This is a genomic window from Bacillus sp. Brlt_9 (assembly GCF_051948935.1).
GTDB lineage: Bacteria > Bacillota > Bacilli > Bacillales > Bacillaceae_G > Bacillus_A.
In genome coordinates this window covers 405,818-431,622 of the sequence record NZ_JAYJLO010000004.1, presented here as the reverse complement: position 1 = coordinate 431,622, position 25,805 = coordinate 405,818, and the positions used below count along the sequence as shown (strand labels likewise).

Genomic DNA, 25,805 nt, shown 5'->3' with positions numbered 1-25,805 from the left:
TTAGGGGAAAGTATCTTGTTTTAAAATGCGGCTATGAATCATCTAAGAGGGGGAAGTGAAGTGGCAAACAAAGAATTGAAAAGAGGTTTAGAAGCACGTCATATTCAAATGATCGCTTTAGGCGGAACGATTGGTGTTGGCTTGTTTATGGGGTCAGCCAGCACGATTAAATGGACAGGTCCGTCAGTAATGCTTGCGTATGCAATTGCAGGTATTTTTATCTTCTTCATTATGCGTGCGATGGGTGAAATGTTGTATATGGAGCCGAGTACAGGTTCATTTGCGACGTTCGGTCATAAGTATATTCATCCGCTAGCTGGTTATATGACAGCGTGGAGTAACTGGTTCCAGTGGGTTATCGTTGGGATGTCAGAAATTATTGCGGTTGGAGCATATATGAAATATTGGTTCCCGGAATTACCAGCGTGGATACCAGGCGTAATCGCAATGGTTATTCTTGGCGCAGCTAACTTAATTTCTGTTAAGTCATTTGGTGAATTTGAATTTTGGTTTGCGATGATTAAGATCGTTACAATTCTATTAATGATTATTGCAGGATTTGGACTTATTTTCTTTGGAATTGGTAACGGTGGAGAAGCAATTGGCATATCTAATCTTTGGTCAAATGGCGGTTTCTTTACAGGTGGTTTTTCAGGATTCTTCTTTGCATTATCACTTGTAGTTGGCGCATACCAAGGTGTGGAATTAATCGGGATTACTGCTGGTGAAGCGAAAAATCCGAAGAAGACACTTACAAGAGCGATTCAAAGTACAATTTGGCGTATTTTAATATTCTATATAGGTGCTATTTTCGTCATTGTAACTGTGTATCCATGGGATCAATTAAGTACAATTGGTAGTCCGTTCGTAGCAACTTTTGCGAAGGTTGGTATTACGGCAGCAGCTGGACTGATTAACTTCGTTGTTATTACAGCAGCGATGTCTGGTTGTAATAGTGGTATTTATAGTGCTGGTCGTATGCTGTATACGTTAGGTGTAAATGGACAAGCGCCGAAATATTTCACGAAACTTTCTGGAAATGGTGTACCTTTATTCGGTACAGTTGGCGTAATTATCGGTTTAGCGGTTGGTGTTGTATTAAGCTATATTGCACCGAAAAACTTATTCGTATATGTATATAGTGCGAGCGTACTTCCTGGTATGGTACCATGGTTCGTCATTTTAATTAGTCAAATTAACTTTAGAAAAGAAAAGGGAGCAGAGATGAAAGATCATCCGTTCAAAATGCCGTTTGCTCCTGTTACAAACTATTTAACAATTGCCTTTTTAATTATGGTATTAATCGGAATGTGGTTTAACGACGATACGCGCATTTCACTAGTTGTAGGTATTGTTTTCTTAGCTATCGTAACAATTAGTTTCTACGCTTTCGGAATAGGAAAACGACCTCCGTTAGATATTCAAAATGATCAAGAGATTTCAAGTAAATAAAGATAGTAAAAAGTCCGATTTCTCATTTAGAAATCGGACTTTTTGTTATTAAAACTTTTCTAAAACGATTTTCCCAATTGTACTTCCGCTTTCAAGCAGGGCATGTGCTTTCTTTACGTTTTCAGCGTTAATTGGTGATAGTGTTTCATTTAATGTAGTCTTTAAAATACCTTCATCTAATAGTTCGCTTACTTTATTTAATAGTTCGTGCTGCGTAATCATATCGCCAGTTTCATACATCGCTTTTGTAAACATAAACTCCCAAACGAATGTAGCACTTTTACTTTTTAAAATACCCATCTCAAGAGGGTGTTCATTTTCTACGATTGAGCAAATTTTTCCTTGTGGTTTAATGAGGTCACATATTGCTTGCCAATGTTGATCTGTATTGTTTAAACAGAAAATATAATCTACATCTTTTAGCCCAAACTCTAATATTTGATCTTGTAAAGGTTGGTGATGGTTAACGATATAATCGGCACCGAATTTTTCAACCCAGTGTATCGTTTCATTACGAGATGCAGTTGTGATTACATTCAGTCCAGCCCATTTTGCCAGTTGAATTGCAATTGAACCTACACCACCAGCTCCGCCGATAATTAAAATATTTTTAAATGTATTCTCATCTCTTTTATTATAATCAATGCCTAAACGTTCAAATAAACCTTCCCAAGCCGTAATAGCTGTTAAAGGAAGTGCTGCAGATTCAGCATCACTTAACATTTTTGGTTTCTTACCAACGATTCTTTCATCAACTAAATGATATTCACTATATGTACCTTGTCTCGTAATGCTTCCAGCGTAAAACACTTCGTCGCCTTCTTTAAATAACGTACATCCTTCACCAGTTTGAACAACAACTCCACTGGCATCCCAGCCAAGTATTTTCGCTACATCTTCTTTTTTATCTTTCGGAGATCGGACTTTTGTATCAACTGGATTAATGGAAATAGCGTTAATTTTAACGAGTATATCTCTTCCTGTAGCAACAGGTCTTTCAACTTCCATATCAATTAAACTGTTTTCTTCTTCAATAGGTAAGTATTCATGTAAACCAATTGCTTTCATTTCTATTCCCTCCATTAAAGTAAGAGTCTTTTTCTCTTTTATTATAGGGGGGAACGATTGGTATGTAAAAAAGTACACTCAAAATATTTTCATGAACTCGGGAAAATTTTAAATATTAAGTATATATGGTATATTTTAGGTAGAAAACATTGCGAGGTGAATGGCTAATGACAATGCAGTTAAGAAGAAGCGACTATTTTATAGTAACGGGAATTATTATTATGTATCTTTTCATCGGTCATGTATTGAATATTGATATTTTAAAACTTATGACGATTCATAAAGATGGTTTTAGCGTTAGTTTCTTAGGGATTGCTGTGTGTTATATTTCGATTGCTTTCGTATATTTTGTTATTCGGAAATTGAAAAAGGGTAAATAAAGCTTATATGTAGTGCAAAAAGTCATGAGCTCATTTGCTCATGACTTTTTCGTTTAAATAATTTTTTTAAATAAGTTATAAACCTTTTTAGAACTATCTTCATTTAATTGATAGTACGTAAGGTTTACATCATCAGGAGTATCTTGCTGAGCAATCATTACTTCGTTGTTGTGATGGTCAACTACCCATATGAAATATTTTTTATAAGTTCCATCTTGGAAAGTAATCCACATATCACAGTCTATTAAATCTGATCCTTCTTCATCTAATGTTAATTTTCCTTTCTTTGCTGAATCCATACTATTAATGAATGTTTTTAATTCATCTGTTTTTGTGAGAAAGATATCCTTTTTTGTTTTAATTGACTCGACATGTATATCTTTTATTTCCTGTTTTCCTAAAAAGACAGGGGGCTCATTTGGATCTCGCGAGCTTGAAATGATAGTAGCTTTCTTCTTTGGTTTATTTGCTGTATAGAGATCTTGAATAGATTTTCCAGAGTTTACAAACCATATGATTCCACAAATAATCAATGTGCTACAAAGCAGTAAAATGATTTTCTTAATAGAATATTCTCCTCTCTATTACTTCGTATGAAGAGCTTTTCTATTAATATATGATAGGTAAGCGTAAAGTATTATAGTTGAACGTGGCTATTCTTAACAGTTTTAAGGGGGCGATCAACGAGTAAATTGTAAGTAAGCCCAATTAATACGAAAACACCGCCGATAATCTTTCCAGTTGAGAGTTCATTTGTTAGGAAGAAATCAATGATAGTTCCTGCAAATAATTGTCCGATAAAGATGAGTAACGTTAAATAAAATGCTGATATTTTAGGAGTGATATAGTTTGATAATGAAATAACAATAACGCCTACTAATCCGCCTAAATATACAGCGATAGGAATGGACTGTAACGTATGCATTGGAATGTAAAATGAATCTGAACTGAACATTAAAAATAATATAGAGAAAAATAATCCAGTAATATAATTAAAAAAAGTGCCTTCCCAATTGCCAATTTCTTTTGCTAAATTCGCATTAATAATTCTAGCAACGACGATAGAAACACCAGCTAAAATAGCGATCGTAATATATAACATTTTCTTGCCCCCATTAATAAATTGTCATGATTATAATTCCGGAAGAGATGAAACATAATCCAATTAGTTTTTTCTTTTCAAACTTTGCAACTTTCATTCCTAATAAGCCGAAATGGTCAATAACGATGGAAGCAATAGATTGACCGAGTAAACTTAATGCGATCGTAATAGAAGCACCGAGGACGGAGAAACTTATATTATTAAAAAGAACAGTGAATACTCCAATCGCTCCAGCGCTATATAGAAAAAGTGGAATACCTTTATCGAAACGAATTTTATTTTTGTTTATGATTAAAATGAAGATAACTGCAATTAAACCGACAAGGTGAATGACGACACTTGCTGTATACTTGCCGATTAACTCAGATAAAATCCCATTCAATGGGAGCATAACGGCGATGAGCACACCAATAAAGACAGAAAGAAAGTTATACAATGTAATATCCCCTTTGTATTTCATATTTGTAATGACTGTATCATGCTGAAATTGTGAATTACTATGACATATGTCATAGTGGAAGGAGAAAATTTTGATTACAATGGGGAGTAGTTGTAAAGGCGGGGGAACTATGAAGAAAGTATGTAATTCAATTAAATTAGCAGAGTATATGAAACAAAATAATATTGATTCATTTTTTAGTAATGATATGAAACCATACATGGAACTTATATTTTTTAAGAAGAATGAGTTTATTTGTAGAGAAAATGAAGAAATAGATTATTTATATTTTTTTGTTGAAGGAAAAGCAAAAGCGTTTAACACATTAAGTAACGGGAAATCTGTATTACTGTGTTTTTATGATAGTTTGCAGTTACTTGGAGATGTGGAGTTAATTCATTCACAAAGGATCACTTCAAATGTACAAGTAATGGCAGATTCATATTGTGTTGCTTTACCATTAGGAAAAGTGAGAAACCAGCTATTTCACGATGCGAAATTTTTAAGATGTATTTGCGGATCGTTAGCACATAAATTAAATCGACTTTCAAAAAATAGTACAATTAATTTACTATATCCACTTGAAAATAGACTTGCGAGTTACATGTTAGCAGCAGGAGAACGAGCAGTACAGCACGGAAATAGAATTGTATTTAGTGGGAATTTAACGGAAACAGCGGAATTGTTAGGGACGAGTTATCGACACTTATTACGTACATTAAATATTTTTTGTGATAAAGAGATTATAAAGAAAAACAATGGTTGCTTTGAAGTAGTGAATGTGGGTGTTTTGAGGGAATTGGCTGCGGATGTTTATAAATAATATAGTAAAGCGGGGGTTTAGATGAAAATAGCTATAATTTCAGACATTCATGGGAACAGTCACGCATTAAAAGGGGTATTAGAAGATATTGAACGTCGCAAGGTCGAAATGATAATAAATTTAGGGGATAGTGTGTATGGGCCGTTAGATCCTTTAGGGACAATTGAAATATTAATGAAGAACGAAATGATACATATTAAGGGAAACTGTGATCGCATGCTTTGGAAACCTATAGAAGAGCAGTCTGCTACACTAACTTTTGTCCAAAACCAATTAACAAAAAATCATATAGATTGGTTAAAGCGACATCCTTCTCAATTTATTGTAGACAATATTTTATGTTGTCATGGTACACCAACTTCAGATGAGGTGTATTTACTAGAAGAGATGGACGAGAATGGTGCGATATTAAAGAATGAAAAAAATATAATGGATCAACTCCAAAATATTGAGCAAAAAATAATAGTATGCGGTCATACACATATTCCTAGAGTTGTTTATTTATCTAACGGAAAGATGATTATAAATCCAGGGAGTGTAGGACTTCCAGCATACAAAGATGAGTTACCTGTTATGCATAAAATGGAATCAGGAACTCCGCATGCAAAATATGTAGTGATAGAAGAGGTTTTGGGAGAATGGATAATTGAACAAATTTCAGTTCCGTATAATTGGGAAGAAGCTGCTGGATTAGCTGTTCAACAGGAAAGGTATGACTGGGCACAAGCGCTAAAGACTGGGAAGGTAGAATGAAGGGGAGTTTACTTGATGGTAAACTGCTCTTTTTATTTTGAATACATATTGAATGATATAAAAATAAAATGTTATTATTATGGAAACATATGAATACATGAACAAGTATTCATATGTTTAAGAGGAGGAGGGATTAGAGTGAAAGATCTAATTATTATTGGGGCGGGTCAAGCTGGATTAACAATGGGATACTACTTGAAGCAAGAAGGCTATAATTTTTTACTACTCGAGGCAGGAAACCGAGTTGGTGATTCATGGAGAAATCGATATGATTCTTTGCAGCTTTTTACCCCAAGGTCTTACAGTAGCTTGCCAGGTATGGCGTTAATAGGTGAAAAAAATGAATTTCCATATAAAGATGAAATTGCAACTTATTTAGAAGAATATGCAAGGCACTTTCAATTACCGGTTCAAGTGCAAACCAAAGTTTTTAAAATAAATAAAGAAAGAGATATATTTGAATTACATACTCCTACAGAAATTCTACAAACGAAAAAAGTTATTATCGCAACAGGTGGTTTTCAGCAACCATTTATTCCCTCAGTTTCAGCAAATCTATCATCACATGTTTTTCAAATACATTCATCACAATATAAATCATCATCACAAATTCCTAAGGGGAAAGTACTAGTAGTAGGTGGCGGGAATTCAGGAATGCAAATTGCAGTAGAACTTGCACAAACTCATGAAGTTACAATGTCTATTAGTCATCCTTTAACGTTTTTACCGTTACATATTTTTAGAAAAAGCATTTTTAGTTGGTTAAAAAAATTGGGTTTATTGTACGCTGAAGTAAATACAAAGAGGGGAAAATGGTTTCAGAAGAGAAAAGATCCCATTTTTGGTTTTGAAGGTAAGGAACTCATTCGTAATGGAGCAATTAAACTAGATGGAAAAGTAGTTAGTGCATCAGAAAATGGCATTATGTTTCAAAATGGTGGTACGTATAGCGGAGGAAGCATTATATGGTCAACTGGTTTTATTCAGAACTATAAATGGATTGAAATAGAAAAGGCAGTGAATGAGAATGGATTGCCTAATCATGTAAAGGGAATAAGTCCAGTAAGAGGATTATATTATATCGGCTTGCCATGGCAATCTCAAAGGGGTTCTGCACTTATTTGTGGTGTAGGAAAGGATGCAGCATATTTGCTTTCTGAAATCAAAAAAATAGATCAGTAGCAGCGACTACTGATCATCCATATGTACATGAATTAGGAGAGGTCAAACATTTATTAACTTTATTATAATAGATTTTCATGAATTAAAAAACTGAAAATTCTAATTTTGTGTTGAGAAAGTTTTTTGTATCGAAATATATGAAAAAATAGGGATTTTTATTAAAAAAATAATGATATTTATATTTTAGTAAATTATGATATAGTCTAAAGGATAAGTATTTCCATAAATGTGATTGCATTAATGTTAATTACATCTATGTGAAGGAGGGAGAAGTAATTATGAAGTTTGATGATCAACGCCTACTAGGAGTACGATTAGGTTCTGTACTTGTAACAGAGGAAAATCAATATTTAGTAATTAAGAAAAAAGATCATTATGCATTATTAAATATACATACTTTAGAATGCACTCATGTTGAAGTGCAGCTGGAACATATTGAAGAAATGTTGCGGGAAGATTTCCAAGAAAGTATAACGGAGATTATCGCACCGGAACATATAAAAATTGTTGCGAAAAATGTTATATAAGAAAGAAGCTGAAAGGAGCAGCTTCTTTCTTTTCATTATAAGGATAACGTTTCTAAAACGTCACCAATAATCCCTTCCATTTGATGAACACCTAAATCAGTGTTCGTCATTATAACAGCACCATTACCCCGGTATGGATAACAAACCATCATACATTGAAATCCAACGCCCCATCCAAGTGAATATATTTGTAAGTCTTCATTTGAATCATCTAGAAAAACACCTAGTCCAGTCCATTTTGAGCAACCTTGAGGAGAAATCATATCTTGAACTGTTTTTTGAGAAAGTTTTAGTTTACCCTTTCCTTGTAAGGAATGAATAATTTCAATTAATAAAGTTGATAAGTCAGCTGGTGTTGTCCAAATACCTGAAGCAGCTGCGAATGGGTAAAATGGATATTTCTCATTTGTAACGGTGCCATCTTTATTATGCCCGCAAGCAAAAACGTCGGTTTTATCTATGTCTTCAGGAGAGAAGATTGTACTATTTTTCATTTGCAGTGGTTGAAATATATATTCTTCTAGTAAAAGGTTAAATGGTTTTCCAGTTATATCTTCAAGTAGTAGTTCGATAATACAAAAGTTTGCATCAGAGTATTGAAATTTGCTTTGTGGTTTATAAGTTATTTCTATCGGTACGGGGCAATATGATGTTTTACCAGCAAGAAGTTCAGACATGTATGGGCGCCCTTGTGCAAGTGTATAATGTTCAAAACTATTAGGAGGATTAATAATTCCAGATTGGTGACTTAATAAATTTCGCAACGTGACCTTTTTCTATGAAGTAAATAGATTGGTAGGAATATTCCAAGATGTGAGCCTATCATTTACGTCTTCGTCTAAATACACGATTTCTTGATCAGATAACGTTAGTACGAGCATTGTAGTGATGAATTTGCTAATAGAACAAGAATTGAATATGGAATTCATAGTGACAGTTCTATTTGTTCCAGATTCAAGCGTTCCGAAAGTAGCGACTTCGTCTAGTGTGCCGTCACGTATAACAGCAAGACTTAAACCAGTAACGGAATATTGGTTCATTTTCTCGTGTATATTGTTACTTTTTAAGTTCATAGTGACTCCTTTCTTGTAAGAGACAGAATATTAGTTCTATTATATAGTATTTAATAGAGAGAATGAGAGAAAAGAAAAAACTTCATCTTTTATTGATGAAGTTTTTTTAGCTAATTCGAAATAAATGCTTTGAAAAATTTATCTCGGTACATATACATAACCCATGAGATTGTTATTAGAGAAATAATGATTTGTTTGTTTTTAATTGGCGCATTGAAAACAAGCCAACCAACGATATCAAATAATAAATGTAGTGCAATTGAAAGAACTACAAATTGTAGTAGCGTCTTAAAAAATCTTTTCATAAAGTGCCCCTAAAATAAAAGGTTTATTTACAATGTTGTATAATACTATTATACATTAAATGTTTATCGTGGTAAAATTTACATAAGTTAGTGAAATAAAACAAATGAAAGCTAATGAGGAGGAATAGTCATGGAATTTTGGATGATCATACCGATAGCGATCTTTGGGTTTATTTATATCGTTGAAAAATTAAATAGAATCGAAAAGAAAACGGATGCACGTTTAAAGCGGATGGAAGATAGATTACAGCTAATTTCGAAAGAAATGGGAATTGTAGATAGAGAACCTGAAATTAATAAAGAGTTGCGCCAGCTTATGGAAGAAGGAAAAACAGTTACAGCAGTTAAGAGAGTAAGAGAGGCTTTTGGTTTTTCCTTATTAGAAGCGAAGCAATATGTTGATAAATTATAAAAAAGATCATCCATTGGGGTGATCTTTTTTCAATGCACCATGCGTGTATTTACATAAGAAGCGATTATAACGTGGCCAATTATAATGATAGGAAATAAGATTTTGACATTAGGAGTAGTGAAGACACTACCAATTGTGGCGATAATACCAGCAGTTAAATTATAAAGACCAACTATTTTTGATAACCTAACTTTATCTGGCACACGGCGTTCATTGTATCCTGATAAGAGCCAAGTGTATTGTTTTACTCCGATGAAATAAGCTAATGCAAATGAAATAATTGCTAGTATGAATAATGAGGGGGAAGCAAAGAGAGTCATTGAAAACACCTCCGTTAAAGGGTTATAAATAAATTATAGTATGAATGTTATAATTTAACAAAATGTAAGTGTAATAGAAAATGGAGTATATATCATGAAGGGAGATTAAGTATGAATATTGTGGAATTCCAGAGATATGTATCAAATTTCAGTAAAGAAAAAGGATTTCAGGATACAACCATTGAAGAGCGTACGATGTATGCGATGGCGGAATTAGGTGAGTTAGCGGAAGTTATACTAAAGCGTGATAAAATACAAGATTCGAAAAGAGAGATTGGTTTAGAAATGTTTGATGTCATTTGGAATGTATGTGATTTAGCAAACAAGTTAGAAGTTGATTTAGAGAAAGCATTTGAAGAAAAAATTATGATTAATAAAAAACGTGAATGGTAAGTGGAATATTAATGTGTAAAGATGGGGGATACGAATGAAAAAGAAGCTTATTATAGGAGGAGTCTTTACCTTAATTAGTGTAATGAGTGTTGTCGCTTACTTAGTTTTTCACGGCATATTTATTCCGAATCAAATAAGTGCGGATAAGTATGAAATAAAAGGTGTAGATGTTGCGTCATATCAAGGGGATATAGATTGGAGAGAGTTGGAAAAGCAAAATATGAAGTTTGCGTTTATAAAGGCTACTGAAGGAAGCTCGTTTGTGGATAAATACTTTTTGAAAAATTGGGCGAATGCGAATAAGACAAGCATTCGCGTCGGAGCGTATCATTTTTTTAGTTTTGATAGTAAGGGTGAAACACAAGCAGAGCAATATATACGAACTGTTCCAAAATATAAACAAGCATTACCACCAGTAATTGATGTGGAGTTTTACGCTAATAAAAAAGATAATCCGCCTAAGCGTGAAGATGTTGTGAAAGAGTTGTCGGTCATGGTTGAATTGCTAGAAAAACATTACAGTAAGAAAGTAATATTGTATGCAACTCAAGAGGCATATGATTTGTATATAAAGGATGCGTATCCCCAATGTGATATATGGATTCGTAGTGTCTTTACAAAACCGAGTTTATCTGATGAGAGAAAATGGACGTTTTGGCAATACACGAATCGCGGGAGATTAAATGGTTATAATGGAAAAGAAAAGTATATTGATTTGAATGTATTTTATGGGAATGAGGAAGAGTTTGAGAATTATGGGATAAAAGATTAAGTTTTAAAGCGTACAAAATTTGTGCGCTTTTTAATAATGTTATGAAAAATATGTAAGAAAAGATGGAACAAACATTTGAGATGAATTGTCTAATATAGGTAATAACTATTTTGTTTGAAAGAAAGGGTTGAGAGAATGAAAAAGAGTACGTTATTAAAAGTAGGGGTATGTGTAAGTTTATTAGGATTAACTCAATTTGGTAGTACAATTTCTTCTGTACAAGCGGAACAAAAGCTAGAGCAAAAAGTAATAAAAAATGAGGCAGGAACTATTTCAATTTCGAAGTTAAACAAAAATGTATGGGTTCATACTGAGCTAGGTTATTTTAACGGAGAAGCAGTTCCTTCGAACGGACTAGTTCTTATTACTTCTAAAGGGTTAGTACTTGTCGATTCTTCTTGGGATGATAAGTTAACGAAGGAATTAATAGATTTGGTAGAAGAGAAATTTAAGAAACACGTAACAGATGTCATTATTACACATGCGCACGCTGATCGAATTGGCGGAATAAAAACGCTGAAAGAAAGAGGCATAAAAGCGCATAGTACGGAATTGACTGCAGAACTAGCAAAGAAAAATGGATATGAAGAACCGCTTGGAGACTTACAAACCATTACGAATTTGAAGTTTGGAAATATGAAAGTAGAAACGTTTTATCCAGGGAAAGGGCATACAGAAGATAATATTGTCGTATGGTTACCTCAATACAACATTTTAGCTGGAGGCTGTTTAGTGAAATCTGCGGAAGCTAAAGATTTAGGAAACGTTGCTGATGCCTATGTAAATGAATGGTCCACATCGATTGAAAATGTGCTGAAGCGATATGGAAATATAAATTCAGTAGTGCCTGGTCATGGGGGATTAGGGGACAGAGGATTACTTTTACATACATTGAATTTGTTGAAATAAAAAATTATGGGACTAAAAAAACGAGGAGAAACAATTTTCTCCTCGCTTTCTACTAACTATATTTAAATGCGAAGTAAGCATACGTTACTGAGATTTTAATTCCAAGTATACAAATACCAGTACCGTCATAATTGCTATAACAACGTAAGTAGCATCAAGCATTATAAGTGTTTTTAAAGTTTCAGTCATCCCAATTCACCCCTGGTATAAAAATATAACATGATCTCTTATTAATCAGATAAGAGATCATAAAGATAACAATGTACATGAAATATATTAAGTAGATTCCATATAAATATATCATATAAATAATATAAACAATGTTAAGATAGTGTAAATTTATTGTAAATAAAGTGATTTTTCATAAAATCTTTAATCAAAAAATTGATAGTTCTTCAAAATGAAAAAAAGCTATTCTTTCAGTTGAATAATAAAAAGAAAGAATAGCTTTTTTGTATGTCTATTTCTGTTAACTTTCTAGTTTATAGTAAGAAATTTTCATTTCGTACTATAAACTAGAAAGTTAAATATGTGATTCAGTAATTGTACAGATATTTGAAAACCTGAACAATATGATTATGTAATGTTTTTTGAGTGTCAATAAAAATATTATGTCAACGATGTGAACTGTCACAAATTTATATATATTATTGTGATTGATATCACATCCTTTTATCTCACCAGATATTATGCTTAGTTTGTAAGGAATGATTGGGAGAGGGTGGGATAATCATGTTTTGTTATCAATGTGAACAAACGCCAACAGGCGGATGTAAAGTAATCGGTGTTTGCGGTAAAAATGAAACAATAGCAAGTTTACAAGATACGATTGTGTTTGGGTTAAAAGGAATTGCGGCTTATCGTACGCATGCTGCTCAGCTAGGGTACACTGATGCTTTTGTAGATGCTACAACGCAAGAAGCACTGTATATGACACTAACCAATTCTAACTTTAATGAAAAAGAACATATTGATATGGCTATGAAAGTAGGGAAATCGGCTTTACGCGTAATGGAGTTGTTAGATGAGGCGCATACGAATCACTTTGGTGTTCCAGAGCCTGTTCAAATTACACAAAACCATGTAGAAGGTAAAGCAATTGTAGTTACTGGTCATAATTTATTTGCGTTAGAAGAACTATTAAAACAAACAGAAGGAAAAGAAATTAATATTTATACGCATTCTGAAATGTTGCCAGCACACGGGTATCCGCAGCTGAAAAAATATAAGCATTTAAAAGGAAACATCGGTAAGGCATGGTATGATCAACGACGTCTTTTCGAAAAATTTACAGGTGCCATATTAGCGACAACGAACTGTGTTATGCCAATTAAAGGGTCATACTCTGATCGATTCTTTTCATATGATATTGCAGGTTTAGAAGGTGTACAAAAAATTGAAAATGATGATTTCACGCCGTTGATTGAAAAAGCGGTAGAACTTCCAGAAGTACATATGGATTCGGATGAACAGTTAGTAACAGGGTTTCATCATAATACAGTATTATCATTAGCTCCAGAAATTATTGAGGCAGTAAAAGAAGGAAAGATTAAGCGTTTCTTTGTCATCGCAGGTTGTGATGCACCAGGAAAAGGCGGAGAATATTATCGTGAATTAGCAACGTCACTTCCGCCAGAAACAGTTATTTTAACGACTTCTTGCGGGAAATTCCGCTTTAATGATGTGGATTACGGTGTTGTACCTGGTACAGAGATTCCGCGTTATATTGATTTAGGACAATGTAATAATTCAATTTCTACAGTGAAAATAGCAGCCGCTTTAGCAGATGCTTTTCAATGTGAAGTGAACGAATTGCCAGTTAGTATTGTCCTGTCATGGTTTGAACAAAAAGCGGTTGCCATTTTACTTGGACTATTTAGTCTGGGTATTCAAGATATTCGTATCGGTCCAAAGGCGCCTGAATTTATTTCACCTGGCGTACTTGATGTTTTACAAGAAACATTCGGTTTAAAACTGATTACAAATGCAGCGGAAGATATGGAAATGATGTTATCGTAACAAAAGAATGATCTGTCTTATTCAGAAGAAGAGCTAGCCTATAGTGCCTCAAAACAAAAATGTAGAATTTTTGTTTGGGGTATTTTCTTTTCTTAGCGGGGTGGATAATAGTGGATTTTAGAAAAATATAAAAATCGAGTTGACATTTACAACTACTTAGTCATACAATGTAGTTGTAATAGGTAATACTGAGTAGTGTTGTTTCTCAAAATATTTTCAGTAAACGATAGGTAATAGTGGATTTTAGAAAAATTTTGAAAATTAGTTGACATTCACCGCTACTTAGTCATACAATGTAGTTGTAATAAGTAATACTGAATAGTGTGATTTTAATCAAAAGCTATTCAGTAAAAATTCGCCTTAGTACTCTGTGATACTGAATATAAGTCAGACAGAATAGGGGGTAAAGGAGGATCATAACATGGAAAATTTAACTGAAATGCTGAAAGGTTCACTGGAAGGGTGTGTGCTGGAAATCATTAGCCGCCGAGAAACGTATGGCTATGAGATTACCCGCCACCTGAATGATCTTGGGTTTACCGAAGTTGTGGAAGGGACGGTTTATACTATCCTCGTACGATTAGAAAAGAAAAAGCTTGTGAATATTGAAAAGAAACCATCAGATATGGGGCCGCCTCGTAAGTTTTATTCATTAAATGAGGATGGCCGTCAGGAGCTTGAACTGTTTTGGAAAAAATGGGATTTTGTATCTTCAAAAATTAACGTCTTGAAGTCAAACTAGCCTCATAATATAAAATGTTCCGGCTCATATTTGGAGAGTTTCTTGTACTGCTTTATAAAAAAGGAGGAAAATAAGATGTTGGAAATATTTAAAAAATTAATTGGTGATAAAAAAGAGTACAAAATGATGATGGCACGTGTTGCAGCACTACCGGAAGACTATCAGTTTGTGTTTAAGAAAATCCAAAACTACATGTGGAATTTTTCGGCTGGAAACGGGATGGATATGTTACACATACAGTATGAATTAATCGATTTGTTTGAAAATGGTGCAGCAGAAGGCAGACAAGTGCTTGACATTACTGGGGAGGACGTAGCATCCTTTGCTGATGAACTAGTAGCAAACGCTAAAACATATGTCTCTAAGTATCGTGAAGATTTGAATGAAAGCATCATGAAGAAATTGAGAAAAAAATAAATGTAATACGTAATATCGACTGATTAGCTGGTTACAAATGTGAACTGCCGCCATCGCTACTCAGTTATATTTTTAAACCACTACTAAGTAATACGGATTATCAGTGATACTAAATAGAGGGTATAGGTAACCTATTTTAATAAGGGGGAAAAAGTATGACCAATGCAGCGATTTCTATAAAAGGGTTAAAAAAATCTTTTAAAGATAAAGAAGTCTTAAAGGGAGTAGATTTTGAAGTGCAGCGTGGTGAAATTTTCGCGCTGCTAGGCTCAAATGGAGCGGGAAAGACGACAACGGTCAATATCCTTTCAACACTAATGAAACAAGATAATGGTGAAGTAAGTATTTGCGGATTTGATATCCAGCGTCAACCAGATCATGTTCGTCAAAGCATCAGTTTGACAGGACAGTTCGCAGCTTTAGATGGCATGCTTACTGGGAGGGAAAACTTGATCATGATCGCCAAGTTACGTGGTGTTTCCAGTCCCGCACAAGTTGCTGACAATCTACTTGCAAAATTTAGCCTGACAGATGCGGCAAACCAAAGGGCAGATCAGTATTCAGGCGGGATGAAGCGCCGGCTTGATATCGCGATGAGTTTGATCGGGGCACCAGCAGTTATTTTTCTAGACGAACCAACGACTGGACTTGATCCGGAAGCGCGGATTGAAGTGTGGGATACTGTCAAGGAACTTGCCGGCAGCGGCACAACGATCTTGCTCACAACTCAATACTTGGAGGAAGCAGAACAACTGGCTGACCGTATCGCTATTTTGCATGGCGGAAAAATTATTACGACAGGTACTCTTGCTGAACTGAAAGAGATGTTCCCGCCAGCAAAAGTGGAGTATATCGAGAAGCAGCCGACATTGGAAGAAATTTTCCTTTCAATTATCGGTAAAAAGGGGGAGATGTAAATGAAAAGCAAAACAGGGGTATTACTAGGGCGCTTAATGCGCAATATTATGCGTAGTCCAGATACAATTATTACAGTAGCGATTACACCGATTATGATGATGCTATTATTTGTTTACGTATTTGGCGGGGCTATAAAGACAGGAACGGATAACTACGTTAATTATTTATTGCCGGGAATTTTGCTAATGGCTATCGCATCCGGTGTAGCTTACACTTCTGTCCGATTATTTACGGATGTAAAGAGCGGACTTATGGCACGCTTCATTACGATGCCTATTAAGCGCTCATCGATATTATGGGCTCACGTTTTAACCTCTCTTGTTGCTAATGTGCTTACTATCGTGGTGGTTATTCTTGTTGCGCTCTTAATGGGATTTCGTTCTAGTGCAAATATGCTAGATTGGCTTGCGATAGCGGGAATACTGGGGATGTTTACGTTAGCGCTAACATGGCTAGCTATTATTCCAGGACTGAAAGCGAAGTCTATGGAAGGGGCGACAGCTTACTCGTACCCGCTAATTTTTCTTCCATTTATTAGTTCGGCCTTCGTACCTACTGAAACGATGCCTAAAATTGTTCGTGCGTTCGCTGAGAACCAGCCTGTAACTTCAATCGTGAATGCGATTCGCGCCCTATTATATGAAGGAACTGTTGGTAACGATATTTGGATTGCGCTTGCTTGGTGCGTGGGAATCATGATTATATCTTACTTTTTCGCTAGTAAAGCATTTAAACGTCAGTTAGGGTAAGTAAATTTAGTCATCTGAAATAATAAAAGCACGGGAAGATTTTCCGTGCTTTTATTATTTGTTGTGTACTTATGGTAAAAAGTATGGGCAACTGGTAATGAATTAAACTCAATATTTTGAGGTTTCACTGATTCATGCTTATGGGGAATATAAACATAATCGCGCTTGTAAACCTTCTAATACTTCTTCAGGCATTTCCCTGATTGTAATATCTTTCCCTAGAAAAAGTAGCCAATTTGTTATTTCCGTCACTTCATCGGAATTGTTAACATCGATAAATGTTTTTAAAATGGCTGTAGATTGGTAAGGATTTGTATAAGATATTGAAACTTTGAAAGGGTGGTATTTTTTGAACTGGGCAATTGCTTTCGGACCAAGTTCAAGTGCCAAATTGATAATTTCGTCTTTCTTACTTAGTTTTTCTAAAATTTTTTTCTTGTTTAGCTTTTTTTTCGTCGTGTACGGTTCGATATTGATGAGGTCATCTACGGGAAACATCATCTTCTTTTCTTCATTTAGGTCAAACCCTTCAATAATCCATTGACTTCTTTGTTGATAAAGATGTAATAGATAAATTGGATAAGACTCGATTTTCTCTTCTTCTTTGACAGTAATCAATAAATGTCTATCCGAAAGAAGGATTTGGATGAGTTTTTCTAACATAGGATGGGGGAGGTCAGAAAGCTCAAGTAGGTCAGGGTTATGTGGGTTAGTTCCTTCAAAAAGCAAGATTTGATTTAAAAGAACAAGGTCATCTTGCTGGGTTTCTGAAATAAGTCCTAATAGTTTTTCGGCTAAAGATTGACGACTCTTTAGATAGGGAAGTTGTTGATTTCTTGTAGCCATAAAGGCAATAAAAAGAGCCTTCACTTCATTATCAGTAAAGCGAACAACGGGTAAGATAGAATTATGCATAACAGAATATCCCCCAGCTCTTCCGACTTCAGCTACAAGTGGCATCCCCATAGCTTCAATTTCTCTAATGTCTCTAACAGCTGTCGAACGTGAGATGTTAAATTCTTGTATGATTTCAGAAATTGTAAAATGGGAGCGGTTGTTGATATATCGCATGATGGTATTAATCCGTTCAACTTTTTTCATTTGATTCTCCTAAACAGTATCATTTTTTGACATGATTTAAAGATATTATAAACTCATCAGATGAAAAGATAAATCGTTTGATTAAATTAAAACAAGAGGAAGGTTTTGAAAATGAAAAATTACACTATTGAAGAAAAAGATAGCTTTATCGTGTTAGGAATTGGAACTGAAATTAAGAGCGACTATACAGACTTTGCTGGAATAAATAAAGAAAAGGAAGACTTTTGGTCAGCTGTTAAAGAAGATGGAAGGCTGGACACTTTAAAATCTTTAGCTACAAATAATTACATCTTTTCTGTGAGCGAAGCGGTGAATAACAAGATGATGTATTATGCCGGCGTTATGACAGAGGCACAAATAGAAGAAGAGTCTAGAGTGATTCAGTTTCCAAGGGGAGAATACGTAGTAGTGAAAGGAGAAGACAAAACGGCTGAAGAGTTAAGTAATAAGCTGACTGGCATCGCATTCGGTCAAGCTTTACCAGATGCAAAAGATTTTGCCTATGTTGGTGGGCCGAATACAACGGTTGCGATGGGGCAGAGAGATGGTTTAGTATTTGGTGAAATGTGGATTCCAGTTGTTAGGAAGTAAAGTGGTAAAAGGTACGAATACGGAAAGTAGAGGCTAACAATCTTGAAGTGTTAGCCTTTTTGACATGAATATAATATTCATATGCTGCTACACATGATGTTCTGATAAAATGGAATAAAAGGGAATTAATGTAAGGTGGTGGTAGGTTGAATAAAAGACGGATATTTGAGCTATTCATAGTAGTGTTTGTTTTTTTATTCCTTCATGTAAGCACATTTACTAATGAAAAATTTAACGATAAATTGGGATCCTTTACTTTCATTGTGCTACTTCTTATGCTTTCTATTTACACTGCATTTATAGAAAAGTATTTTGATGATATACAAAAGTGGATTCGAAATATCACATTTTGTTTTGCTTTGTTAGTAGTAGTTTTAGTAGCTCTATGGATAGGTTATTTTTAAATCTCTCTTTAAGAGAAGGAGAAGTATGTCATTACCATACATTCGATCCGATCATATTACTTAGCTGTATCGGCTTATATTAATCTTTTCTCTTCTTAATCATGATAAAATGTACAATAGGAAATTTTATGTAACATAAAGGGGGAAGGATTATGGTTAGCTTTAGTACATTGTTAGCCTTTGCAATTGTTTCACTTAGCATGGTTTGTTCACCTGGGCCTAATATGATTTATCTCATTTCTCGTTCTATTACGCAAGGGCGTATGGCAGGATTTATTTCTCTTTTGGGCATTATGCTCGGATTTGTAATTTATATAATCGCAACAATGTTCGGACTTACAGTTTTATTCCTTGCAGTGCCAGCTGTCTATGAAGCAGTCAAGTGGGCAGGTGCCGCTTACTTACTTTGGCTCGCCTGGAATTCGATAAAACCAGGTGCTACTTCTATTATGGAAGCTCGTACGATTTCTAATGAGCCACCGCGGAAATTATTTTTGATGGGACTAATGACTAATCTTCTAAATCCAAAGATTGCTATTTTGTATGTGTCACTTTTACCTCAATTTGAAGATCCTGAGAAGGGATCATTACTCCTACAAGGTGCAGTTTTGGGCCTTACACAAATCACTGTTAGCTTTATAGTGAACCTCCTAATTGTGCTTACAGCAAGTAAAATTGCTACATGGTTTGGCACACGCCCAACGTGGCTACGAGTACAGCGTTGGCTTATGGCAAGTGTATTAACGGGGCTTGCTGTACGTCTTGCTTTTGAACGTCGACAGTAGGATTATCTTAAACATTTTGACGATCTTATTGAACTGATTCAAGTTAGTTATAAAAAAAGTAAAAGAAAACCATCCATTTGATTAGTTTTTTCAAATGGATGGTTTTTATTTTTGAAACAAATATTTATTTTATAAAAAATTTTTTTAGACCCCCATAAATTTTGTTGTTCCTTCGAATATGTATAGTGCAGAAAACAAATGAAAGAAAAATTACATATCGGGTACAGCATTGAAGTATTTATAAAATTGCTAGATTAAGTGAGGAAGCCGAAAGAAAAGGCTGAAATTACCAACAATATAGAGAAGAGTTATTTAAAGATTGCAGATAAAATAGAAAAAGAACAAGCAAAACAATATAAGAAATGAAAATGCAGATTTAGCTTTTGTATAAATAAAACAGAATAATCATTAAGAAAACGGTGGGAAAAGTCGTTCTCGAAAAATATGAGCAACAGCAAAAAGATAAGCTCAAAGAAAAGTACTAACAAAATGTGGTTAAACGGTCACTTGTTTAGTGACCATTTTGCTATGTGAAGGAGGCTGGGAGATTACAAGTGTTGAGTTTAGTAATGAAAATCTTAAAAAAACCAAAAATAGAAGATATCGTATATAACATACAAAACAACAGAGAAGATAAGGAAGCTTTTATCGTACAGTATCAGCCATTTATTAGAAAATCAACCTCGTCTGTCTGCCGTAGATATATTACAGAACAGGATGATGAATATAGTATTGGATTGTTTGCGTTTAATGAAGCAATTGAACAATACTCATATAAAAAAGGGAAATCTTTTCTAGCGTTTGCTGATCTTCTTATAAAAAGAGATGTAATTGACTATATACGCAAGGAGTCTAAGCATAACCTTGTCTTTTTAAAAGAAGATGAGCAAGAGGAAATGTTAGAAATGCAAGTATCGCTTACGGAGTATATGAAAGAGATGGAAAATAGTAACCGTAAAGAGGAAATTCTTCATTTTCAAAGTGTGTTAGCCGAGTTTAAAATCACATTTTCAGAGCTTGCTAAAGAATCTCCTAAGCATCGTGATACGCGTGAGCACTTAATAGAAATTGTGAAGATTATTATAAAAGAAGAGGAAATGATAGAAGAGCTGTTCCGAAAGAAAAAATTACCGCTTAAGCATATTGAACCGCGTGTTAGAGTAAGTCGTAAAACGTTGGAGCGACATAGAAAATATATTATTGCAATGTGCATTATCTTCGCAAATAACTATACATACATTCTTGATTATATAAGGGGAGGGAAGCATGATGAATAAAGGAATTGTGATGGATATAAAAAAACATAGCGTGGTTGTTTTAACGCCAAATGGAGAGTTTATTACGTGTAATAGAAAAGGGGATTCTTGCGTGATTGGAGAGGAAATCTCGTTTGAAGAACAAGAACAAAGAGCATCGCGTTTTTCAATCCCTTATTTCTTAAAGCCGGCATCATTACTTGTTGCTTGTTTTCTATGTGCGCTTTTATTTTTCTACAACCAACCGGAAGAAAAAGTATTTGCTTACGTCTCAGTGGATATAAATCCAAGTTTAGAGGTGAGTGTAACAAAAGATTTTCGTGTTATAGATTTGCAAGCTTGTAATGATGATGGAAGGCTTATTTTAAAAGAATTGAAGCAATGGGAAAACAAACAATTGCAAGACGTAATACGTACAATTATAAAGCAGAGTCAAGAGGATAAGTATTTAACGAATGATAAGCAAGTTATACTAACAGCTGTTGCAAAGGATAAGTCGCTAGAACCACAGTTGGAAAAGGCAATGAAAGAATTAAAGAAAGAGTATGAGCTAAAACATATTACAGTTGAATATCAAAGTAGCACGATGCAAGTACGAGAGAATGCTAGAAAAGCTGGAATTGGCACTGGTGTCTATATAAAGCAAGAGAATGAGAAGAATAAATCGCTTACGCCTCCTGCCACGCCGTCTAATCAGGTGGAAAACGAAGAAGAGGTGCAATCGCAGCCGCAGTCATCTCCTGATGCATCACCAGATTTGTCTCCTGTAGAAGAAAAAAAATATGAGCAGCCAGAACATAAAGAACAAAAGAAAACAGAGGAACAGCCATCTAGGCAAATAAAAGAAAATAATGGACAACAGCAAGGAAATAACGGAAGAGGATCTCAGCAAGAAAATAGAGGATCCCAAAAAGGAAATAATGGAAATGAGCAAGGAAACAACGGAAGAGGGCCTCAACAAGGAAATAATGGGAATGAGCAAGGGAACAACGGAAGAGGATCCCAAAAAGGAAATAATGGAAACGAGCAAGGGAACAACGGAAGAGGACCTCAACAAGAGAATAATGGAAACGAGCAAGGGAACAACGGAAGAGGACCTCAACAAGAGAATAATGGAAACGAGCAAGGGAACAACGGAAGAGGACCTCAACAAGAGCATAATGGAAATGAGCAAGGGAACAACGGAAGAGGACCTCAACAAGAGAATAATGGAAATGAGCAAGGAAACAACGGAAGAGGGTCCCAGAAAGAAAATAATGGGAACGAGAAAGGGAACAATGGTAGGGGGTCTCAACAAGAAAATAGAGGCCAACAACAAGGCAATGAAAAGAAGAATCAATAGAATATGGAAGTGAGAGCTTTAATTCAAAGCTAAAAGGATTCATCTCGCTATTGTGGGCAGTAAAACTCCCATCTTAAAATGTGGCTAAGGCAAAGAAGTTAGATGGGAGTTGGGCTGCTTATAAATGTTCGATTGGTGAGGCTAATTAAAGTTTCACTTTATTATTCTATAGTTCTATTAAGAAGGAGTATGTGGAAAATATAATGGAGAAAAACATTCAACAAGAGAAAGATAAATCCAAACCTGTTTTTTATGATCCGAAAGGAAGGAGAAACATAGCTTTTATCTCGTTTCTATGTATCTCAATAGTTAGCGTAAGTATTGTATTTTATTTTTTCTTTCAAAGTATTTTTTCAACACCAGAAATTCCAAATATGAATCCTACGGTAAAACAAGATACGAAATTTGTACCAATTAATCAAAAGCTTAGTGACGAGCAGTTAAAAAAGGAAGAATTCAAACCGAATACCGAAATGAAGGATAATAAAAATTTGGTGAATCCGACGAGCGATAGTAAACAACGTAAAGAAGTGTATGGTTTTTATGTAAATTGGGATGAAAATAGTACAGCGTCTTTAAAAGAAAATATCAATTCATTAACCACGTTAGTACCAGAATGGTATCATTTAAAAGAAGATTTAACGATTAGAAGTGAGATAAAACCTGAGATTGTAAAACTAGCGCAAAAAAATCATGTGAAAATTATGCCGTTACTTACTAACTATACAGAAAAAGCTTCTGGCCCTGACAGTGAGCTTATCCATAAGTTACTGAATTCGCCGAATGATGTGAAGACGAAATTTATTAATGATTTAGTAAACCAAGTTGAAAAGAATCAGTTTTCAGGTATTAATATTGACTTTGAGGCTGTACCTGAAAGCGATAGAGAGTACTTAACAAATTTCATGAAAGAACTTACTACGGTCTTTCATAAACATGATTTACTCGTTACACAAGATGTTCCAGCTAATGATAAAGCTTTTGATTATGGTGCATTAGCAAAAATAATAGATCGTATGATAGTAATGATGTACGATGAGCACTATGGAGCGGGGGAACCAGGACCAATTGCTTCAAATAAGTGGTTCCAACACACATTAAACAAACTGAATATTCTGTCTAATAAGCTTATAGTTGCTTTCGGTAACTACGGATATGATTGGGAAGTAAATAGTAGAAAACCTGCGAAGTCTTTAACTTTTTCAGAAGTTATGACAATGGCTCATGATTCCAATATGAAAATTCAATGGGATAACATGAGTGGAAATCCATATTTTAGATATAAAACGGGAGAGAAAGAACATACTGCTTGGTTCTTAGACAGTGTTACTCTCTACAATCAAGTGAAAATCGCAATGGACAACAATGCAAAGGGGTTTGCGTTATGGAGATTAGGAGCAGAAGATCCTACAATATGGAAAGTTTTAAAAAATCCGATTGAGGCACAAAAAAATCTTGATGCATTACATACAATTACTAGTTTAGATGAAGTGAATTATGCTGGACAAGGTGAAATTTTACAGATTGAGAATGAAAGAAAAAATGGATTGAGAGATTTTAAAATAGGAACCGATGGTTATCTTACAGATGAAGTATATAGATCCTTACCATCTGCATACGAAGTGCAACGATATGGAAAACCAAAGGGGAAACAAGTAGTATTAACATTTGATGATGGACCAGATCCGAAATATACGCCGGAAATTTTAGATATATTAAAAGAGAATAAAATAAACGCTGCTTTTTTTGTACTTGGTGAAAATGCGCAACTCAACCCTAGTATTGTGAAAAGAATATACGATGAAGGGCATGAAATTGGCAATCATACTTTCAAGCATCCTAACGTCGCTGATACGTCTTTACTACGAACAAAATTAGAACTTAATACGACACAACGTTTAATTCAAGAAATAACTGGACATTCTACGGTTTTATTTAGACCACCATATGAAGCTGATGCTAACCCGGATTCATCCAATGAAATATCGCCTATTTTGCGTGCGCAAAATATGAACTATACAATGGTAGCAGAAAAAGTTGATCCTGAGGACTGGGCAACACCATCAACAAATGAATTAGTAAAGCGTGCTCTTACTCCCATTTATAAGGGAGAGGGAAATATTGTTCTTCTCCATGATGCTGGAGGGAATCGTACCCATACGGTAGAAGCGCTTCCGATTATCATTAAAGAACTTAAAAAAAATGGATATAGTTTTGTAACAATTTCAGATTTAATGAATAAAGAACGAGATGAAATTATGCCCCCTGTTTCTTCTGAGGGAAAGCAATATTTACTTTATAATAAAGCTGTCTTTTCAGGAGCGGGATATTTTAAGCATATATTAACTACTATTTTTTATATTGCTATTGGATTAGGTATTTTCCGATTCTTATTCTTAATTTATTTTGCATGGAAGCAGAAAAGAAAAACGCAATCTCGCTCTATTCATTCGTCCTATCAACCTTTTGTTAGTGTTGTCATAGCAGCATATAATGAAGAAAAGGTGATAGCCAAGACGATTCGCTCAATTTTGGATAGTAATTATAGTGAGTTTGAAATTATTGTTGTGGATGACGGATCGACAGATGATACGTCAAAAGTAATGCAAGAAACATTTTATAAACACCCTAAAGTTCGTTTCATTCAGAAAGAAAACGGCGGGAAATCATCGGCAATGAACCTAGGGTTTCAACAATCGCGAGGAGAGATCATTGTCACTTTAGATGCGGATACTATTATTGCGCAAGACGCTATTTCTCTCATGATTAGACACCTTGAAGATCAGAATGTAGCGGCAGTTTCAGGTAATGTCAAAGTGGGGAATAGACGAAATTTGTTAACTACTTGGCAACATGTTGAGTATATTACAGGGTTTAATTTAGAACGTAGAGCTTTTGATGAGTTAAATTGTATTACAGTAGTTCCAGGAGCAATTGGGGCATGGCGTAAAAAGAATGTAGTTGAATCTGGATATTTAAGTGAGGATACTTTAGCAGAAGATACGGATCTTACTATTACATTTTTACGTCAAGGATATAGAATTGTATATGAAGAAAAGGCCTATGCTTTTACGGAATCACCTGAAGATGTGAAAAGTCTCATTAAACAGCGATATCGTTGGTCATATGGTACACTCCAATGTCTTTGGAAACATCGAAAAGCAGTGTTTCATACAAAACATAAAACGTTAGGATTTATTGCATTGCCTAACATGTGGTTATTCCAATATGTTCTGCAATTCATTGCTCCTTTTGCAGATATTTTAATGATTATGGGGCTGTTTGGTAGCAATCCGCTAAAAGTGTTAGGGTTTTACCTTGCATTCTTTTTATTGGACCTTCTCGCATCTCTCTTTGCATTTAAATTAGAGAAAGAGGATCCTAAACCGTTAGTGTGGTTAATTTTACAACGCTTTATTTATCGTCAATTTATGACTTATGTTGTCATTAAATCTATATTCTCATCTATTCGAGGTGTAGCGGTAGGATGGAATAAATTAAAGAGAATGGGGAGTGTTCAGCATTCCACAGAACATAAGGAGGCATCTTAAGAGAGCAGGTTATCTGCTCT

Annotated in this window: 28 protein-coding genes and 1 pseudogene; 21 read left to right on the top strand and 8 right to left on the bottom strand. The window is 34.7% G+C overall.

Annotated elements, in window-relative coordinates:
* Positions 1 to 60 precede the first annotated feature (60 nt).
* Positions 61 to 1,452 (top strand): amino acid permease, encoded by a 1,392-nt coding sequence (locus tag VF726_RS18740; RefSeq protein ID WP_440171024.1) that lies wholly within the window; start codon positions 61 to 63, stop codon positions 1,450 to 1,452.
* 48 nt (positions 1,453 to 1,500) lie between these two features.
* Here VF726_RS18740 and VF726_RS18735 read toward each other — a convergent pair whose 3' ends face one another.
* Entirely contained in the window at positions 1,501 to 2,520 is a 1,020-nt protein-coding gene (locus tag VF726_RS18735) for a zinc-binding alcohol dehydrogenase family protein (protein WP_440171021.1), read from the bottom strand.
* 167 nt (positions 2,521 to 2,687) lie between these two features.
* Between VF726_RS18735 and VF726_RS18730 the strand changes: the two genes are divergently transcribed.
* Positions 2,688 to 2,900: a hypothetical protein gene (locus VF726_RS18730; RefSeq protein ID WP_440171019.1), complete on the top strand. Its 213-nt coding sequence runs from the start codon at positions 2,688 to 2,690 to the stop codon at positions 2,898 to 2,900.
* 53 nt (positions 2,901 to 2,953) lie between these two features.
* Here the strand turns inward: VF726_RS18730 and VF726_RS18725 are convergent, their stop codons facing one another.
* From VF726_RS18725 to VF726_RS18715, 3 genes are all read right to left on the bottom strand, one after another.
* Positions 2,954 to 3,448 (bottom strand): hypothetical protein, encoded by a 495-nt coding sequence (locus VF726_RS18725; protein ID WP_440171425.1) that lies wholly within the window; start codon positions 3,446 to 3,448, stop codon positions 2,954 to 2,956.
* 89 nt (positions 3,449 to 3,537) lie between these two features.
* The gene (locus tag VF726_RS18720; RefSeq protein ID WP_097951699.1) at positions 3,538 to 4,002 is read right to left on the bottom strand and encodes a DMT family transporter; all 465 of its coding nucleotides are present in this window, start codon (positions 4,000 to 4,002) and stop codon (positions 3,538 to 3,540) included.
* A gap of 13 nt (positions 4,003 to 4,015) precedes the next feature.
* Positions 4,016 to 4,462: a DMT family transporter gene (locus VF726_RS18715; RefSeq protein WP_440171017.1), complete on the bottom strand. Its 447-nt coding sequence runs from the start codon at positions 4,460 to 4,462 to the stop codon at positions 4,016 to 4,018.
* A gap of 109 nt (positions 4,463 to 4,571) precedes the next feature.
* Between VF726_RS18715 and yeiL the strand changes: the two genes are divergently transcribed.
* The 4 genes from yeiL to VF726_RS18695 all read left to right on the top strand — a co-directional run bounded on the left by yeiL (position 4,572) and on the right by VF726_RS18695 (position 7,726).
* A complete protein-coding gene (yeiL, locus tag VF726_RS18710) occupies positions 4,572 to 5,264 on the top strand; it encodes a transcriptional regulator YeiL (RefSeq protein WP_097951957.1) in 693 nt (230 codons plus the stop codon).
* A 21-nt stretch (positions 5,265 to 5,285) separates the two neighbouring features.
* Complete coding sequence (locus tag VF726_RS18705) at positions 5,286 to 6,017, top strand: metallophosphoesterase family protein (RefSeq protein WP_097951701.1); 732 nt, start codon at positions 5,286 to 5,288, stop codon at positions 6,015 to 6,017.
* 138 nt (positions 6,018 to 6,155) lie between these two features.
* Positions 6,156 to 7,199 carry a flavin-containing monooxygenase gene (locus tag VF726_RS18700; RefSeq protein WP_097951702.1) on the top strand — a complete coding sequence of 348 codons (1,044 nt, stop codon included), beginning with the start codon at positions 6,156 to 6,158 and terminating at the stop codon, positions 7,197 to 7,199.
* Between the two features lie 278 nt (positions 7,200 to 7,477).
* Entirely contained in the window at positions 7,478 to 7,726 is a 249-nt protein-coding gene (locus VF726_RS18695) for a hypothetical protein (RefSeq protein ID WP_001969234.1), read from the top strand.
* 35 nt (positions 7,727 to 7,761) lie between these two features.
* Here VF726_RS18695 and VF726_RS18690 read toward each other — a convergent pair.
* Positions 7,762 to 8,799: pseudogene (locus VF726_RS18690) on the bottom strand (serine hydrolase domain-containing protein).
* 110 nt (positions 8,800 to 8,909) lie between these two features.
* A complete protein-coding gene (locus tag VF726_RS18685; RefSeq protein WP_097951704.1) occupies positions 8,910 to 9,104 on the bottom strand; it encodes a hypothetical protein in 195 nt (64 codons plus the stop codon).
* Between the two features lie 130 nt (positions 9,105 to 9,234).
* Between VF726_RS18685 and VF726_RS18680 the strand changes: the two genes are divergently transcribed.
* Complete coding sequence (locus VF726_RS18680; RefSeq protein ID WP_440171011.1) at positions 9,235 to 9,516, top strand: hypothetical protein; 282 nt, start codon at positions 9,235 to 9,237, stop codon at positions 9,514 to 9,516.
* Between the two features lie 29 nt (positions 9,517 to 9,545).
* Here the strand turns inward: VF726_RS18680 and VF726_RS18675 are convergent, their stop codons facing one another.
* The gene (locus VF726_RS18675; RefSeq protein ID WP_440171008.1) at positions 9,546 to 9,836 is read right to left on the bottom strand and encodes a DUF3784 domain-containing protein; all 291 of its coding nucleotides are present in this window, start codon (positions 9,834 to 9,836) and stop codon (positions 9,546 to 9,548) included.
* Between the two features lie 111 nt (positions 9,837 to 9,947).
* On the opposite strand from VF726_RS18675, the gene VF726_RS18670 reads away from it, so the two are divergent.
* The 8 genes from VF726_RS18670 to VF726_RS18635 all read left to right on the top strand — a co-directional run bounded on the left by VF726_RS18670 (position 9,948) and on the right by VF726_RS18635 (position 16,755).
* The gene (locus tag VF726_RS18670; protein WP_440171006.1) at positions 9,948 to 10,229 is read left to right on the top strand and encodes a MazG nucleotide pyrophosphohydrolase domain-containing protein; all 282 of its coding nucleotides are present in this window, start codon (positions 9,948 to 9,950) and stop codon (positions 10,227 to 10,229) included.
* Positions 10,230 to 10,263: 34 nt separating this feature from the next.
* Entirely contained in the window at positions 10,264 to 11,001 is a 738-nt protein-coding gene (locus VF726_RS18665) for a glycoside hydrolase family 25 protein (RefSeq protein WP_440171004.1), read from the top strand.
* A 135-nt stretch (positions 11,002 to 11,136) separates the two neighbouring features.
* Positions 11,137 to 11,910, top strand: coding sequence for a BcII family subclass B1 metallo-beta-lactamase (gene bla2, locus VF726_RS18660; protein WP_440171002.1), 774 nt, complete (start codon positions 11,137 to 11,139; stop codon positions 11,908 to 11,910).
* Positions 11,911 to 12,642: 732 nt separating this feature from the next.
* On the top strand, positions 12,643 to 13,929 hold the full coding sequence (gene hcp, locus VF726_RS18655) for a hydroxylamine reductase (protein ID WP_440171000.1): 1,287 nt from the start codon (positions 12,643 to 12,645) through the stop codon (positions 13,927 to 13,929).
* 421 nt (positions 13,930 to 14,350) lie between these two features.
* Positions 14,351 to 14,671, top strand: coding sequence for a PadR family transcriptional regulator (locus tag VF726_RS18650; RefSeq protein ID WP_000429486.1), 321 nt, complete (start codon positions 14,351 to 14,353; stop codon positions 14,669 to 14,671).
* 75 nt (positions 14,672 to 14,746) lie between these two features.
* Positions 14,747 to 15,088 (top strand): DUF1048 domain-containing protein, encoded by a 342-nt coding sequence (locus VF726_RS18645; RefSeq protein WP_212959009.1) that lies wholly within the window; start codon positions 14,747 to 14,749, stop codon positions 15,086 to 15,088.
* A 155-nt stretch (positions 15,089 to 15,243) separates the two neighbouring features.
* On the top strand, positions 15,244 to 16,005 hold the full coding sequence (locus tag VF726_RS18640) for an ABC transporter ATP-binding protein (RefSeq protein WP_440170995.1): 762 nt from the start codon (positions 15,244 to 15,246) through the stop codon (positions 16,003 to 16,005).
* Positions 16,006 to 16,755 (top strand): ABC transporter permease, encoded by a 750-nt coding sequence (locus VF726_RS18635; RefSeq protein ID WP_440170993.1) that lies wholly within the window; start codon positions 16,006 to 16,008, stop codon positions 16,753 to 16,755. It begins immediately after the preceding gene.
* A gap of 138 nt (positions 16,756 to 16,893) precedes the next feature.
* On the opposite strand, the gene VF726_RS18630 is transcribed toward VF726_RS18635, so the two are convergent.
* Entirely contained in the window at positions 16,894 to 17,856 is a 963-nt protein-coding gene (locus VF726_RS18630) for a helix-turn-helix transcriptional regulator (RefSeq protein WP_440170990.1), read from the bottom strand.
* A gap of 111 nt (positions 17,857 to 17,967) precedes the next feature.
* Between VF726_RS18630 and VF726_RS18625 the strand changes: the two genes are divergently transcribed.
* The 6 genes from VF726_RS18625 to VF726_RS18600 all read left to right on the top strand — a co-directional run bounded on the left by VF726_RS18625 (position 17,968) and on the right by VF726_RS18600 (position 25,785).
* Positions 17,968 to 18,447, top strand: a complete 480-nt coding sequence (locus VF726_RS18625) for a GyrI-like domain-containing protein (protein WP_440170987.1) — start codon at positions 17,968 to 17,970, stop codon at positions 18,445 to 18,447.
* Between the two features lie 146 nt (positions 18,448 to 18,593).
* Positions 18,594 to 18,851: a DUF3963 domain-containing protein gene (locus VF726_RS18620; RefSeq protein ID WP_440170985.1), complete on the top strand. Its 258-nt coding sequence runs from the start codon at positions 18,594 to 18,596 to the stop codon at positions 18,849 to 18,851.
* 152 nt (positions 18,852 to 19,003) lie between these two features.
* The gene (locus VF726_RS18615) at positions 19,004 to 19,636 is read left to right on the top strand and encodes a LysE family translocator (protein WP_440170983.1); all 633 of its coding nucleotides are present in this window, start codon (positions 19,004 to 19,006) and stop codon (positions 19,634 to 19,636) included.
* Positions 19,637 to 20,190: 554 nt separating this feature from the next.
* Positions 20,191 to 20,913 (top strand): RNA polymerase sigma factor SigI, encoded by a 723-nt coding sequence (sigI, locus tag VF726_RS18610; protein ID WP_440170981.1) that lies wholly within the window; start codon positions 20,191 to 20,193, stop codon positions 20,911 to 20,913.
* On the top strand, positions 20,903 to 22,234 hold the full coding sequence (locus VF726_RS18605; RefSeq protein WP_440170979.1) for an anti-sigma factor domain-containing protein: 1,332 nt from the start codon (positions 20,903 to 20,905) through the stop codon (positions 22,232 to 22,234). Before sigI ends, VF726_RS18605 begins: the two co-directional genes overlap by 11 nt.
* Positions 22,235 to 22,437: 203 nt before the next feature.
* Entirely contained in the window at positions 22,438 to 25,785 is a 3,348-nt protein-coding gene (locus VF726_RS18600) for a glycosyltransferase (RefSeq protein WP_440170977.1), read from the top strand.
* Positions 25,786 to 25,805 lie beyond the last annotated feature (20 nt).